Annotated in this window: 16 protein-coding genes and 2 pseudogenes; 8 read left to right on the top strand and 10 right to left on the bottom strand. The window is 67.6% G+C overall.

The window, feature by feature from the left end; all coding sequences use genetic code 11:
- Positions 1–39: 39 nt before the first annotated feature.
- The gene (locus tag ACFZDK_RS53220) at positions 40–903 is read left to right on the top strand and encodes a LysR family transcriptional regulator (protein ID WP_390985970.1); all 864 of its coding nucleotides are present in this window, start codon (positions 40–42) and stop codon (positions 901–903) included.
- Positions 904–1299: 396 nt separating this feature from the next.
- Here the strand turns inward: ACFZDK_RS53220 and ACFZDK_RS53215 are convergent, their stop codons facing one another.
- The 3 genes from ACFZDK_RS53215 to ACFZDK_RS53205 all read right to left on the bottom strand — a co-directional run bounded on the left by ACFZDK_RS53215 (position 1300) and on the right by ACFZDK_RS53205 (position 3089).
- On the bottom strand, positions 1300–1644 hold the full coding sequence (locus ACFZDK_RS53215) for a hypothetical protein (RefSeq protein ID WP_390985967.1): 345 nt from the start codon (positions 1642–1644) through the stop codon (positions 1300–1302).
- 50 nt (positions 1645–1694) lie between these two features.
- The gene (locus ACFZDK_RS53210) at positions 1695–2198 is read right to left on the bottom strand and encodes an NUDIX domain-containing protein (RefSeq protein WP_390985964.1); all 504 of its coding nucleotides are present in this window, start codon (positions 2196–2198) and stop codon (positions 1695–1697) included.
- 138 nt (positions 2199–2336) lie between these two features.
- Complete coding sequence (locus ACFZDK_RS53205; protein ID WP_390985961.1) at positions 2337–3089, bottom strand: hypothetical protein; 753 nt, start codon at positions 3087–3089, stop codon at positions 2337–2339.
- 142 nt (positions 3090–3231) lie between these two features.
- Between ACFZDK_RS53205 and ACFZDK_RS53200 the strand changes: the two genes are divergently transcribed.
- From ACFZDK_RS53200 to ACFZDK_RS53175, 6 genes and pseudogenes are all read left to right on the top strand, one after another.
- A complete protein-coding gene (locus ACFZDK_RS53200; RefSeq protein ID WP_390985958.1) occupies positions 3232–3813 on the top strand; it encodes a GNAT family N-acetyltransferase in 582 nt (193 codons plus the stop codon).
- 205 nt (positions 3814–4018) lie between these two features.
- A complete protein-coding gene (locus ACFZDK_RS53195) occupies positions 4019–5128 on the top strand; it encodes a tyrosine-type recombinase/integrase (protein WP_390985954.1) in 1110 nt (369 codons plus the stop codon).
- Between the two features lie 59 nt (positions 5129–5187).
- A complete protein-coding gene (locus tag ACFZDK_RS53190) occupies positions 5188–6426 on the top strand; it encodes a hypothetical protein (protein ID WP_390985951.1) in 1239 nt (412 codons plus the stop codon).
- A 43-nt stretch (positions 6427–6469) separates the two neighbouring features.
- Complete coding sequence (locus ACFZDK_RS53185) at positions 6470–7600, top strand: tyrosine-type recombinase/integrase (RefSeq protein ID WP_390985948.1); 1131 nt, start codon at positions 6470–6472, stop codon at positions 7598–7600.
- Positions 7597–8112, top strand: coding sequence for a DUF6262 family protein (locus ACFZDK_RS53180; protein WP_390985945.1), 516 nt, complete (start codon positions 7597–7599; stop codon positions 8110–8112). Before ACFZDK_RS53185 ends, ACFZDK_RS53180 begins: the two co-directional genes overlap by 4 nt.
- A gap of 45 nt (positions 8113–8157) precedes the next feature.
- Positions 8158–8542 (top strand): annotated as a pseudogene (locus tag ACFZDK_RS53175) (MFS transporter); the annotation flags it as partial.
- A gap of 187 nt (positions 8543–8729) precedes the next feature.
- Here ACFZDK_RS53175 and ACFZDK_RS53170 read toward each other — a convergent pair.
- Both ACFZDK_RS53170 and ACFZDK_RS53165 read right to left on the bottom strand, forming a co-directional pair.
- Entirely contained in the window at positions 8730–9179 is a 450-nt protein-coding gene (locus tag ACFZDK_RS53170; RefSeq protein WP_390985942.1) for a hypothetical protein, read from the bottom strand.
- Positions 9180–9464: 285 nt separating this feature from the next.
- The gene (locus ACFZDK_RS53165) at positions 9465–10184 is read right to left on the bottom strand and encodes an SDR family NAD(P)-dependent oxidoreductase (protein WP_390985939.1); all 720 of its coding nucleotides are present in this window, start codon (positions 10182–10184) and stop codon (positions 9465–9467) included.
- Positions 10185–10272: 88 nt separating this feature from the next.
- Here ACFZDK_RS53165 and ACFZDK_RS53160 point away from each other — a divergent pair, with 88 nt between their 5' ends.
- Positions 10273–10881 (top strand): TetR family transcriptional regulator, encoded by a 609-nt coding sequence (locus tag ACFZDK_RS53160; RefSeq protein ID WP_390985936.1) that lies wholly within the window; start codon positions 10273–10275, stop codon positions 10879–10881.
- Positions 10882–11359: 478 nt separating this feature from the next.
- On the opposite strand, the pseudogene ACFZDK_RS53155 reads toward ACFZDK_RS53160, so the two are convergent.
- The 5 genes and pseudogenes from ACFZDK_RS53155 to ACFZDK_RS53135 all read right to left on the bottom strand — a co-directional run.
- A pseudogene (locus ACFZDK_RS53155) lies at positions 11360–11470 on the bottom strand (transcriptional regulator); the annotation flags it as partial.
- A gap of 177 nt (positions 11471–11647) precedes the next feature.
- Positions 11648–12001 carry an ArsR/SmtB family transcription factor gene (locus ACFZDK_RS53150; RefSeq protein ID WP_390985933.1) on the bottom strand — a complete coding sequence of 118 codons (354 nt, stop codon included), beginning with the start codon at positions 11999–12001 and terminating at the stop codon, positions 11648–11650.
- 100 nt (positions 12002–12101) lie between these two features.
- Positions 12102–12668, bottom strand: a complete 567-nt coding sequence (locus ACFZDK_RS53145) for a hypothetical protein (protein ID WP_390985930.1) — start codon at positions 12666–12668, stop codon at positions 12102–12104.
- Positions 12669–12687: 19 nt separating this feature from the next.
- Positions 12688–13278 carry an NAD(P)H-dependent oxidoreductase gene (locus tag ACFZDK_RS53140; RefSeq protein ID WP_390985927.1) on the bottom strand — a complete coding sequence of 197 codons (591 nt, stop codon included), beginning with the start codon at positions 13276–13278 and terminating at the stop codon, positions 12688–12690.
- 73 nt (positions 13279–13351) lie between these two features.
- Entirely contained in the window at positions 13352–13768 is a 417-nt protein-coding gene (locus ACFZDK_RS53135; protein ID WP_390985924.1) for a nuclear transport factor 2 family protein, read from the bottom strand.
- Positions 13769–13973: the final 205 nt, after the last annotated feature.

Here is a 13973-nt window from a genome sequence, read left to right as displayed (position 1 = left end):
CCAAGACCCATGGGGAACGTCCGATACCGCACGGGTATCGTGCTGGAGGTGGACCTACGCTCGCTCCGGTATTTCCTCGCCGTCGCCGACGAGGGCCACATCGGCCGGGCGGCGAAGCGCCTGCACATGACGCAGCCGCCACTGAGCCGCGCGATCCGGCAGCTTGAGGATGAACTCGGCGTCCTCCTGTTCGAACGGACCCCCAAGGGCGTCACCCTCACGCCCGCTGGAAAGGTTCTGTACGACGAAACAGGGGCGTTGCTGGGGCGAGTGGACGGGATCCGCAGGCGAGTGGCCGCTACTGCGGGTACGGCGCCCCTCGCCGTCGGGACCCTGGCGGACGCGGCCGAACAGGTCGGCGGCCGACTGGTCTCACTTTTCCGGGCCCGCTACCCGCACGTCCACGTCACTGTTCACGAATCCGACCTCAGCGACCCGACATCCGGACTCCGCGCCGGGCTGGTGGACGTGGCGATCACCCGAACTCCCTTCCACGACACCGGCATCAGCATGCACGTCCTGCGCTCGGTACCCGTCGGGGTAGTCATGCGTGACGATGATCCGTTCGCCGGTCACGCCTCGGTCTCGTCGACCGACCTCGCCGGCCGCCGGTGGGTCCGGCTGCCGGACGGTGCAGATCCGGTGTGGGCGGCGTACTGGACGGGCAGTGGAGACAACGACGCGTCGCCGGTCATGCGAACGATCCAGGAGTGCCTGCAGGCGGTCCTGTGGAACGGCACATCGGAGCTCGCTCCCATCGACCAGCCGTTGCCCGCCGGCCTGGTCGTCGTCCCGCTGTGTGACCGCCCGCCCAGTGATCTCGTCGTGGCCTGGCCAAGGGCAGCACGCAGCCCACTAGTACGCGACTTCATCCAAGTCGCAGAGAACTGCTGGCATACCTGAAACAGACACCGGTGCTCCCGGACCCAGCTCATCACCACAGCTCAGGGTCACCAACCACAAGGGCGGGTAGCTCGCGTGTGCTGATCTGCAACTCCCAGCTCCATCCGCTGATGACCAACGGCTGCACCGAGCGCGTCCCCATCCCACCCGCGCCACCTGGGTCAATGGGAACATTCTTGCCAAGAGAAGTGCTACGGCGTGACGAGCCGATCTTGTCACCGAGGCAGGCGAGACCGGTATAACTGCAGACCGCCTTCACGAGCGGCGATCTTCACGAAGTGGGGCCGATTCAAGGCGCCTCGGTGGTCCCAAATGACGCCGCCAAGGCCACCCTGAGGGGTCCTGACGGCCCATCCCTTGCTCCGCGGGCAGTGCTCAACGAGCACCTCGCAGGCGTCACGCGGCGGCTGTTTCTTCCGGGTGGTCGAAGGGATCGGGGTAGGCGGCCATTTCCGCGAGCCGTGAGATGACGGCGCGGGTATCGACCAGACCGCGGTGGCCGCCGCGCAGTTTCTGCCAGGTGTAGCTGCCCCAGTAGTCGTGCCAGTCGCCGTAGAAGGCGGCCTGCTGCTCCATTACGCACTCCTCCCAGGCCTGGGCGTCCAGCCAGGCCTGCGCGGCCGGATGCCGCCGTGCGCCGTACCTCGGGTGCTTGGTGAAGTCGACGGTGCCGCGGGCCTGGTGGTGCAGGTGGAGCTCCCACAGCAGCCGGCCGGTGTCGTAGGCCCGGTTGTAGATCACGATCCGGCGTCCGGCTCAAGCAGGCGCCCCAGCCCGCAGGGCGGGCAAAGTCAGGACTGCGCGGTCCGGAACGCGAGATACCGGCTGAAGGCTTCGTGGCTGTCGGGGGTGAAGCGCCACTCCAGCAGGGCCGACCGCAGCTCCGGCTCGGTCAGCCAGCCGTGCCAAGCGACCTCATCAGGATCGGCGGCCACCGTGTCCGGCACCACGGCATCGTGCACGCCTAGCCAGTGAGGGCTCAGACCGCTGCGGTTGAGGAACGTGAACAGCAAACGCGGCAGCACACGAATGCCTAGCTCTTCGGCCAGTTCCCTCGCGGCGGCCTGTTCATAGGACTCACCGACGTCCACGGCGCCACCGACCACGACCTCGTAGAGCCCCGGGAAGCGCAACAGCTGCTCCGACCGCCGGTGGACGAGGATCCGCCCACGCTCATCACGACACACCGTCACGGCGACCCGGTGCAGCCAACCCTCCCGGGTGGCCTGCCGACGGCTGACCACCACCCCCAGCACGCGATCTTGATCGTCGACACGCTCCACCAGTTCATCCACGACGCACACCCTGGCAGAACCCACTGACAACGCCGCTTCCCGGCGACCCGCGGAACCGGACCAAGAACATCTGCGCAAGGAAGCCGGACGAGGATGAAGACAGTTGTCCTGCAAATGCGACACCTATCGTGCTCAGGCTCACGACGACCGGCCGTCCGCGTCCCTCGGTGGAGTGAATCGGCTCCGCCCTTCCCCTGAGAGGGATTCGCTGGTGAGACACGTTTCTGCCCGGATAACCGTGTCCAGGACCGCGTAGGCGTCCGGGTCGGCGAGGATCGTCTGCGCCCACGCGATGGTCGGCCCGAGGTCGTCCCACCGGGCCCGGTCCGCTCGCCGCTGCGCCTCCACGCGTTCCTGCTCGATCGCGTGGTCACACGCGGCGCAGTGCCAGTCGGCCGCCGCCTGCTCGCGCTCGATCATCGCCGCCCACGCCGTAAGCGGGAACAGCTGGACCAGGCACCGCCGGCACGAGCGCGTCACCAGCGACTGCGTCACCCGCCGTCCGTGTTCAAGGCGTTCGTCGCACGCCAGGCACATCCCGTCGCCGTACCTCCTGACCGGTGTCGGGGTGCGGAAGACGGTGCCGCAGTCCTGGCACGTCCGGCTCCGCAGATCGGCCCGGCGCCGGGCCTCCCGGTCCTCGCACACGCCGCACTTCCCCCACACCGGGACGGGGAACAGCTCGCCGCAGTCGGTGCAGGTGCGGCGCTGCAGGGCCGACAACGGCCGCATCTTCACCGCCTGTTCCGGATCCCACAGAGCGTGCCGGGTCCCGTACCAGTGGACGTAGACGTACGCGGCTGGCTGCTGTCCCGCAGCGGGCTTGCGCCGCACCGCGCCCAGCTGGGTCTTGGTCCGCAGGTACGCCGGTGCCTTACCGCTGACGTACACCGAAACCAGCGGGTTCGCAGAATCTGAAGGTTGAAGCGCTCGGAACCTGCTGGCTGGGTAGGCATCCAGCGCTGGGAAGGCCGTAGGTTCAGGGCTGGTAATGGCGTTGTCGATCTAGTGAGGCTGAGGCAGCATCCCGGTCATGGGACAGCCTGCTGATGTGCTTCGCTTTGACCAGGTCGAACTGCGCCGGTGGCGTGTCGATGACATCGAGGCCCTGCATCGGGCGATCACCGAGTCGCGTGATCACCTGCTGCCGTGGATGCCCTTCGCGGCCACTCACGACCGGAAGCAGGGGGAAGGGTTTCTGGCCCGTTCCGAGGAACAGTGGGCCTCGGGGGAGGCATACGGCTACGCGATCACCTCGGGTGGAGTGGTCATCGGCAGCTGCGGACTGCATCGCCGGATCGCACCTGGCGGCCTGGAGATCGGGTATTGGCTCCATCACGCGTGGACAGGGAGAGGGCTGGCCACTATGGCCACGGCTGCCCTCGTGCAAGCGGGACAGGAGCTGCCGGGCATCGACCACGTCGAAATCCATCACGACGAGGCCAATTCCGCGAGTGGCGCCGTCGCCCGCCGCTTGGGCTTCGCCGAGGTTGAGCGTGTGCGGGTGCCGGATGGGCCGGAAGCCCCCGGCGAGACGGGCGTCGAGGTGATATGGCGCCTTCAGATTCGGGCCGACAAAGACCAGCGGGTTCGCGGATTCTCAGAGCTGTCTTGAGCCAAACCAGCTGGATGCGGGTTCTCTGGGGTTTTGATGGCTGTGGTGTGACATTGCGCCTCGTGCTGTCGTTTGGTGTATTACGACGGTTCTCGAGGGGTGTGGCTCTTGTAGTGGATCGTTGCGATCGACACGCGGAGCATGAGAACGAATGTACGGAACATTTCTTGTCTCGATGCCTTCGGGGACCCGGTATTGGACCGTGGTGGACGACGAGCTGGAGGTCGTCCAGGAGGCGGACCGCTTCCTGAGGGAGGTACGCCTGGCCCGGGGCCGGGCCGAGACGACAACGAAGGCGTACGCCGAGGCGGTGACCTTGTTCCTGCGCTGGTGCGCGGGCACCGGGCGGGACTGGTCGACAGCGGCCCGGGATATGGGGCTGTTCATGGTGTGGCTGCGGTGGGCGCCGGGTAACGGTGGCCACCGCCGGGCCGTGGTCCGGGGGCCGGGCGGAAAGCCGGCCCGCGGGGATGTGCGAATCAACAAGGTGCTGACCGCGGTACGGATGTTCCTGCTTTACGCGGTGGTCAACAAGGTCGCGCCGGCCTGGGTTCTTGAGCAGTTCTACGAGCTGGGGGATGACCGTGACCTGCCGGTGGAGGCACGGGGCGAGAGCGGTGGGATGCGGTATCGGCTGCGGGCCCGTCACCGGCTGCAGGAGCCGGAGACGGAGGTGGACCGGGCCAGCGACGAGGAAGTCGTGGCGATGCTGCGGGCCTGTCGGTCAGCCCGGGACAGGTTGATCGTGCTGCTGCTGTCCCGGGTGGGGTTGCGTCCGGGACAGGTCGCGGGGCTGCACCGCTGTGATGTCCACCTGCTGATGGATTCGCGCTCGCTGGGGTGCGATGTCGAGGGGGCCCATCTGCACGTGATCCGGCGGCAGAACGTGAATGGCGCCTGGTCGAAGTCGAGGAAGTCGTGGGTGATGCCGGTGGACTTCCTGGTGGTGCAGGCCGCCGACCAGTACGCGGTGGAGCGTTACGAGATCCTCGGGGCGGGCGGAAGCGACTTCTTGCTGGTCAACCTCTTCCGCCCGCCCTATGGCTCGCCGGTGACCACCGGCGCGATCGGAGAGCTGTGCGAGTCGCTGTCGGGACGGGCGGGGCTGGGCCGCCAGGTTGGGCCGCGGATGTGGCGGCATGCGATGGCCAGCAACGTCGTGGATGCCGGCGGCACGCTGGATGAGGTTCAGGCCCTGCTGGGCCAGAAGAACCCGGCGTCGCCCCGTCCCTACCTGCATCCGGACCGCTCACGCCTGCGCGCGGCCGTTGAGCGTGTGCCCTCGCCCCGCTTGACCGAGGGGGAGGCCCGGTGACCCTGGCACTCGCAATGCCCCGACGCGGGGCAGGGGAAGACACGGTCACCGCTGGGCTCATGGGCGCCGTCCAGCCGGAGTTCCTGCAGCTGCTCAGCTGGGATCCTCACGTGCGGGTTCTGCTGCTGCCTCGCTCGCACCCGCGGTTCAGCGGCGAGGATTGCCTGGTGGCTGGCTGCGACAAGATGTCCTACTTCGCCCACCAGAAGGGAATGTGCACCGGTTGCACCGAGCGGTGGAAGAAGAGCGACCTGCCCTTCGACGAGTTCGTCACTATCAGGCGATCGGGACGGATGGTCGGGTTCTTCCCTTGCCAGGTCGCGCACTGCGAGCGGCCGGGCAGACGCGCGACACTCCTGTGCTCGTCGCATGACTATCAGAGGCGCAAGGTCTACGGGCTCCCGCTGGAGGACTTCCTCGCCCACCCCGAAGCAGAGCCGCTGCCCGCTCTGGGGCCCTGCCAGGTCGCGGCCTGTGACCGGCAAGGCGAGACCGGGAGTGGATACTGCATGCCCCACGCCGACCAGTGCCGGGACCTCCGCCAAGCAGGCGCCTTGGAGGACGAGGATCTTTGGCGGCTGACCACCCCGGCCATCGCAGAGTCCCGCAAGGTCAGCCTTCGCGGGCTGCCCGACCGTGTGGTCGCCGAGATCCTCTTCGGCCTCCAGGAACGGATCGCCCAGGGACTCCTGCACAAGGACTACCTGCTGCGCAATCTGTCCACCAACGCCCGTCTCCAGCAAGTCACTTCACTCGATGAGCTCGACCTGGACGTCCTCTCCCGCCACGACAGGACCCAGGTCAGGGGCCTCCTCAAGCACATCCGCCGCTTCGGCCTGAGCCCGGAGACCGAACGCCACAAGGACGTCTGGGACGCGAGCGTCTTCGGCCTCGGCGGCACCTTCTCCTTCACCGGGATCACCCAGCCCTGGCTGAGGGAAGGAGCCAAGGCCTGGGCCCTCGACGACATCCCCCGCCGCCGCGGAAAGAGCGGAAAAACCACCGTCCAACGCACCCTGAAGTCCCTGAGCCGCTTCTCCACGAGCCTGCACCTGAGCCGGGACGACCACGGCGTCGACCTGCCTGTGCTCGGCCGCGTCGACATCACTGCCTTCCTGGGCCGGCTGAGCTTCCTCAACGAACGCGGCGACATCTCCGACTGCACGCAGTACATGACCGTCCGCGACACCAGACGCGTGCCGACCCGGCTGAGGACCCTGGGCCTGACCGAGCCCGGCCAGCCCCCTGCACGGCCTGGCGGACGACTTCGCCCTCCGCCAGGAGGACATCCCCGATGACCCCGAGGACTCCGAAGCCGGCCGTGACCTGCCTGCGGAAGTCATGCGGCAGCTCTGCGCCAACCTCGACGCCCTTGAGGCCGTCAGCTCCACAGACGTCCGCACGGCCATCGAGCTGCTCATCGACACCGGCAGGCGCCCCAACGAGATCTGCAAACTGCCATGGCAGTGCCTCGACCGCGAAAGCGACGGCAGCCCCGTCCTTGTCTACGACAACACCAAGAACCTTCGGCACGCTCGCCGGCTACCGATCCCCGGCGCGACCGCCGCGCTCATCCTCAAGCAGCAAGAGCGCGCCCGCGCCCGCTTCCCCGACACCCCGGCCGACAAGCTCAAGCTCTTCCCCGCCACCCTGGCCAACCCCCACGGCACGAAGGCGACAACCTACGAGTGGGTGTCGGCACAGCACCGAGCCTGGGTGATGAACCTGCCCGACTTCCTGGTCCCCACCGTGATCGTCGAAGACGGCAACCGGGTCACCACGATGCTGCTCTTCGACAAAAACAAGATCTACCCCTACGCCTACAGGCACACCTACGCACAGCGGCATGCCGACGCCGGGGTCCCCCAGGACGTTCTGCAATCGTTGATGGATCACCGCGAAGCCAGCACCACGCAGCGGTACTACCGCGTCGGCGAGAAACGCCGCCGCGAAGCGGTCGAGCGGGTCACCTCCATGCAGTTCGACCGGCACGGCTCACGCATCTGGCGCCAGGCCAAAACCCTGCTCGACTCCGAACACGCCCGCCGCGCCATCGGTTCCGTCCAAGTCCCCTACGGCACCTGCACCGAACCCTCCAACGTTGCGGCCGGCGGCCACGACTGCCCCGTGCGCTTCCGCTGCGTGGGCTGCGGACACTTCCGCACCGACGTCTCCTACCTCCCCGACCTTGAGGCATGCCTGGCCGACCTGCTGCGCAACCGTGAACGTCTGGCCGCCTTCGCCAACGCCGACCCCTGGGCCAAGGCCGAGGCCACACCATCGGACGATGAGATTGCCCGTGTCCGCCGTCTGGTTCAGCGGGTGCGCCAGGACCTCGACGACCTCACCGAGGAGGACCGGGCCCAGATTCGCGAGGCAGTCGCGCTGGTCCGCCGCAGCCGCGGCGTCTCCCTGGGCATGCCGCGCGTCTGCCAGCCCCTACCCGACCTTCGCCCGGAGAGAACCGGATGACCAGCATGACTGACGGGCGGCGGGCCGACTCGGCCCGCCGCCGCGAACGCGTTCTCAAAGCCCTCGATGTCCTGCTGCGAGGCGACCAGGACATCACGGTCTCCGGACTGGGCCGCGCGGCACGAGTGGACCGCACCTACCTCTACCGGCACCGCGACCTCCTCGAACGCGTCCACGCCGCCGCAGCGGCCCCACGAGAAGAAGGCCGGATCGCGGCCGTCAGCCGGGCCTCGCTGCGGGCAGACCTGACCAACGCTCTGGAGCGGAACAGGCGGCTGACAGTCCGGGTCCGGCAGTTGGAGAAGCGTCTGTCCGAGAGCCTCGGTGAAACCGCATGGAAAGAATCCGGCCTTGGTGCGTCCGCCGACATCGACCAGCTGCAGCGTCGCATCACGTTGCTCGAACAAGACCTGGCCGACATAGGGGGCCAGCTCGAGGAGCGGACCGAGGAACTCGAAGCTGCGCGGGCGGCTAACCGGGAACTGACCCGGGCACTGAACCAGCCCCGCTGACGCCATCTGCGGCAGAGCGTCGGATCACTCAGTTGCCATCAGAGGGCGGTACATGACTTGATGTCTGTATTGCCCTCCCCGTTGACCGGCTGGCTCGTCGACCGGTACGGCCGTACACCGGTAGCCGCAGCCTCCGGCCTCACCCTCCTCGCCGCCGGAATCAAATCACCGCCGCCGCGGCGCCTGCCGCGTCTGGGGTGGAACCTGGGCCTCGTCTCCGGCACCGCGATGATCACCGATGCCGTGCCGCTGGCCACCAGCGCCAAGAACCAGGGCATGGCCGACGTCTCCACCGCCATCGCCGGCGCCACCGGGGGCTTCAGCTCCGGCCTTGTCGTCTCGGCCTCCGGCTACCCCGTCCTCGCCCTCACCGGCGCGGCATCCGCTCGCCGTCCTCCCCGCAGTCGCCACCAGTGCGAGCAGCCGGTGACCCGGCCGGCCCTGTCGGGGAAGCCGGCCGCCCTCACCGTCGACGGCACCGGACACCGTCGTCCACGTCTTCGCCAGAACCTCATCCTCCCGATGCTGAACTCGACAGAGACCGCCAACCCATCCTCGGCGGCCTCCAGCCAATGGAGGCGGTGCGGTGGATCAGCTGCGGTGCCACGCCGGTGCGGTCACTTCCAGTCGCTGTTCGATGGCGTCGTCGCTGTTGGCTCCGTTTCTTGGGCGGCCGCTTGCTTGTGCTCGATGAGGGCCGTGGTACCGGCCACCACCGCAGAAAGAGCCACGGCGGCGGACAGCATGGCCGAGGTACGGCTGACGTCGCGCCGCAGGCCCGCGGCCAGGAAAGCGGCGGCATCGACCGAGTCCATGACGATGTTCACCGCAAGAAACTGCTGCTGCTGGGGCCGGGTGAAACTGTCCATCCGTTGCAGTCCAAGCCCGAGAGCAGCGTTGCGGATCGCGAACATCCGCGAATAAGGGATCGCGGGGGTACCGCTGGCCGTGAGCTGGAAAGCCCGCGTGGCCAGCCGCGGGGTGAACAAGTGGGTGGCCGCGACGATGAAGCGCCCGGTCGTCAGCGCTCTGCGGGAAGGAACCAGGTGGAGGGGGAATTTGGACATGGAGAATCCTTTCAATCAGGAACGGGCCGGTCAGTTGTTCAGGAGGGGGCGGGTCAGGAATTCGACCCGGTCCGCAACGACGGCGTCGACCGCCGGCAGGCCGCTCATCCTGGGACGCTTCAGCGCGAGCCGCCGCGAACACCGGGGCGGCGATCGCGGCGGCGGCCAACAGAGTCACCGCATTGGCCCTAGGTCGAATCGGCTGCTTGCTTTCGGCTTCGCGGGAGACGGGAGCCCACTCGGCCCACTCGGTGAGGTGTTGCCGGGGGAAGGATTTCTCTGGGTTCAGAGCCCGGCGACGACGCGTCGTAGTGTGCCCGGCGCGATGCGCAGCATGGCGGGCATGACTTTCGTCTGACCGGGGAATGCCATGTTCCGCCCCCGCCGAAGAGCTTTCATCGTGACCGCCGCCACCTGCTCGGGAGTCAGTTTCTTCCCCGTGGCTTCGGCGTTCATGGGCGTGTCCGTAGACGGTGGGAGGACCTCGAGGACATGAGTGCCCTGCGGGGCGAGTTGACGGCGCAAGCCGTCCGCAAAGCCGTGCAGGCCGGCCTTCACCGCGCCGTGGGTAGGCGCGCGAGTGGGCGAGACCAAAGCGAACCCCGAGGTGATGAAGACGATCGCGTCGGGCTCTGGCCATCGCTCGAGCACTTCACCCGTCAAGTGCATGGGGGCGGTGAGGTTCAACGCCACCTCGTCATCGAGGGTCGCGTTGGGGTTCTTGCCGGCGGCATAGTCTCGTTCCTCGAACGTACCGGCGTTGTTGACCAACACGTCCAAACGCCCGAAGCGATCAGCGACAGCCTGCAACAACGCTGCCCGATCAGCTGCGTTCGTCACATCAGCCCGCACGGCCAGCGCCTGCGGGTGTGCCTGCGCGAATCGGTCAAGCGCAGCCTGCGAACGCCCGCAAACGACGACAGACGCCCCGACCTCCACGAAGGATTGCGCGAGGCTCAAGCCGATGCCTGAAGTTCCGCCAGTGATGAGCACGGTCTGTGACATGATGTCACCTCTCCGTATACCGTACCGATTGGTACGAAACACTCTAGCACATCCGTACCGATCGGTACCGAAGGGGTAGGATGAAGAAATGAGCTCGACGACACCGGTCCCTCCTGGCAGGCCCCGCGCGTTCGACATCGACGAGGCACTCGATCGTGCAGTCCTGGTGTTCTGGTCAAAGGGTTTCGAGGGCGCCAGCCTTGACGACCTCACCGAAGCGATGGGGATCAGCCGCCCCAGCCTGTACAGGGCGTTCGGCAGCAAAGAAGACCTCTTCTACAAGGCGCTGGAGCGCTACACCGAGGGCTTGACCGCCTACTTCGCCCGAGCTCTGGCAGAGCCCACAAGTGCAGCAGTGGCTACTGCCGTGCTCCACGGGGCGGTCGAGGCGGCAACCATGCCGGGACTGCCCACGGGCTGTCTTGGCGTGCAGGGCGCGTTGGCCACCGGGGACGACAGCCGCCCGGTCCGAGAGGCACTCATCGCATGGCGCGAGGATGGGATAGCCCACCTGACGCGCCGGTTTCAACAGGCGGTGGACGCCGGTGACCTTCCGCCTTCCACAGATCCCCAACTTCTCGCGCTCTACCTGAGAACACTCGCCAATGGGATCGCCGTCCAGGCCGCGAGCGGCAGTTCCCGCCGTGAGCTGCTGCACGTCGCGAACCTCGCGTTGGGCAGCTGGCCAAAGCCGTAGTCAGCCAGTCAGCCCGAGATCCGCGCACGCACTTCGACTTTCTGTGGTTCGCGCGAGGCCAGCGTTGACTGGCGCGACGCGTCCATGGATGACCGGGCGGCGTACGAGTGGTGGCGTCGTCGCGACGAGCGTGGACCTCGTCTGTAAGACACGAGCTGGGACCGGGAGGTGTCCACGGTCAACGGGCCTACGGAACCGCCGCAACGGGTGGAGGAGCTGCGGGTGCGTCACCTGGAGCGGTACCTGATGTCGACGCGGCAGACGTGCGGGGAGAAGTCAGCCTGCCGGAACCTGTACGAGGAGGCCATCCGCCAGCTGCCCCTCGAAAACGATGCCCTGCGCAGCGGCGGCACCGCTTTTCCACTGCCTACCGCAGCACGCCCGCGCCGCCGTGAATCCGACACCGCCCCGGAGGCATCTGCCGTGCGAAGAGACGCTGGGCGTGGCGCGCAGCCAACTACCGATGATCAACTGTTCATCAAGCCGTGCGTGTCGGCGGCATCCCGGCTCCCGCCCTTGTCGCGTCGGTGCCGCAGCTGGCCAGCAGTCGTAGTGCGTCCGCCGACGGGGAACCGGGTTCGGCGTAGTACGCCGCCTCCGTGTAAGCGGGTACGTCGGGGCTGGTGGCGTATCGCCTTGCTGGGGCACCGGTTACTGCCGCTCGGCGCATGAGGTGTTGTTCGACGTGATCGAAGTCGGCCGCAAGCTGGAGGCCTGGCTGCGGTGGGTCCGGTTCGTCGCGGTTACGAAGGGGCGCCCCGGAGGGTCAGGCGCACTCGGCGTTCACGTAGGGCTCCACGCGGCCGACGCTCTCCTTGAGGACGAGGTCGAGCAGTCCGGGGAACCGCTGGTCCAGATCTTCCTTGCGCAGAGTGTTGAAACGGCGGGTGCCGACGTCGTGCTGCCGGATGAGACCGGCCTCGCGCAGGACGCGGAAGTGGCGGGTGAGTACGGACGCGGTGACGTCCTGCGTGAAGCCGCTGCAGGCCAGGCCAGGGGAGACGGAGAGGGTGACGACGATGGTGAGCCGGGTCTCGTCGGTCAGCGCGCTCATGATCTTGAAGATGTCGAGGTCGTCCGTGTCGGGGTGGACGAGGGGTGACGCGGTGCGACTGGCCATGGGGAAAGAATAACCCCCGCCCCATGTTCGCGCTATCGCGTACATGGGTCCCACTGAAGGCACGGATTGAGCCTTCATCCGTCATCCACCGGGTTGCCCATCACCGGTACCACGGCATGCCGCCAACGCCTTTGACGGCGCGGCGTGCCTCAAGAACGGAGCACACCCCATGACCGCAACTCAGGCGACCGAGCCGAGGACGCACCAGAGCGAAACGGCCGCGGAGGTGGTCGGCCGCCTTCGTGCGACCTTCAACACCGGCGTCACCCGCCCACTGGACTGGCGCGTCAACCAGCTGCAGCGGCTGCGGGCCCTGCTGGTCGAGAACGAGCAGGAACTGATCGAAGCGCTCCGGCACTGGCGAATCTCGAGAGCTGGCTTCAGCCCCGCCCGGTGGAGGTTCCCGCCCACTTCGGTAGCCGTTGGCGCCGTGGATCTCCACGCCGTCCGCTCCCGCCTCGATGGCCCGGCGGGCCGCGGCGACGAAGTCCTCCAGAGCTGCCCGGATCTCTGCGGTGGTCATCGCTTCCGGTACGGGGTAGGGCTGCTCGCCCTTCTCGGTGAACGTCTCGCCGCTGCGGGCGATCGCGCTGGGGGCGAGGATGCGGTCCGGAGCAGTTGCCGGTGCGCTTCGTCGGGCACCACCCTCGTCGTCCGGGCCGCGCATCCGCCCCGGCGTCGGTCGCTCAGGCGGCGAGGGCGGTGCGGCCTGCGGCGTAGACGCGGGCGACCTCGACGACGCGCTTGCCGAGCTCGGCGGCGGTGGCGATGTCGGCCTTGTGTATGCCCTCGACTCCCTGGTCCTGGTTGCTCTGGGCGGCGGCGCCGAGGAAGAAGCCGAGGCGGTTGAGGTCGTTCTCGGACGCCGTGGAGGTGTTCCAGCCGGGCATCAGACCGAGGCCGACCCATTGCATGTGGTGCTGCGCGGCGAGCACGGTGAAGTACTGCAGGGTGTTGAGCTTGTCGCCGCTCTTGCCCGCGGAGATGGTGAAACCTGCGGCGATCTTGTCCTTCCACACCTGGTTGAACCAGCGCTTGGAGCTGGCCTCGGCGAAGGCGTGGAAGACGGCGGAGGCGGTGCCCATGTAGGTGGGTGAGCCGAAGATGATCGCGTCCGAGGCGTCGAGCAGGTTCCACTGCTCCTCGGAGATCTCCTCGACGTTGATCAGGTGGGCGGTGGCGCCGGCGGTGGTCACCCCATCGCGGACGGCCTCGGCGAGGACGGAGGTGTGGCCGAAGCCGGAGTGGTAGGCGATGGAGACGACAGGGGTGGTCACGTTACTTGCTCCTTCGGATGTGCATGTCGGGCCGCGCGGGATCCGGGCCGCGGGGCCCTTGAGTACTCTTTGCTCAGCCGGCGTTGAACGCCTCGGCGACGGTCAGGGTGTCCTCGTACTGGTGCAGGCGAACGATCCGGCCGTCCTCGACCGTCAGGTGCATGGCCGTCGGTGTGCTGAACTCCTTGCCATTGGCCGCGACGGTGTGTGTGAAGACCGCCAGCAGCGCCACGTCACCACCGTCGACGATGATGCGCTCCAGTACGGCCTTGCTCTTGTCGTGCGCGAAGTGCGACCACATCGTGGTGAAGTACGGTGCGACCTCCTCCCGGCGGGTACGGCGCCCGGTCCAGGGCAGCGCGTCACTGCCGGGGACGTGCCAGTCGATCTCCTCGGCGAACAGTTCCTGGATGCCGTCGGGGTCATGCCTGCCCAGGCGCTCCAGGAACTTCTTGGCCACGGTCCGCGAGGTCTGCGTATCTGTTGTCATCGGTCCTTGTCCTTTGTCTCTTCGTTTGCATCAGGTGTCGGTCGGGCTTCAGCCCTGGAACAGGAAGTGCTTGCCGCTCAGCGGCCCGCCGAGCTGAATGAGCGCCCCGTCTTCACGCAGCGCGCCAAGGTCGACCGGCGCGAACCCGAATTCGGCTCTTCAAGACTCACTCCCTGCCGTGTCGTTGTGTCGAATCCGTTGCCCT

The organism is Streptomyces sp. NPDC007901, assembly GCF_042959465.1.
In the GTDB taxonomy this organism is placed as follows: domain Bacteria; phylum Actinomycetota; class Actinomycetes; order Streptomycetales; family Streptomycetaceae; genus Streptomyces.
Note: the sequence above shows the minus strand (reverse complement) of the source record. Positions and strands in the feature narration are given on the sequence as shown.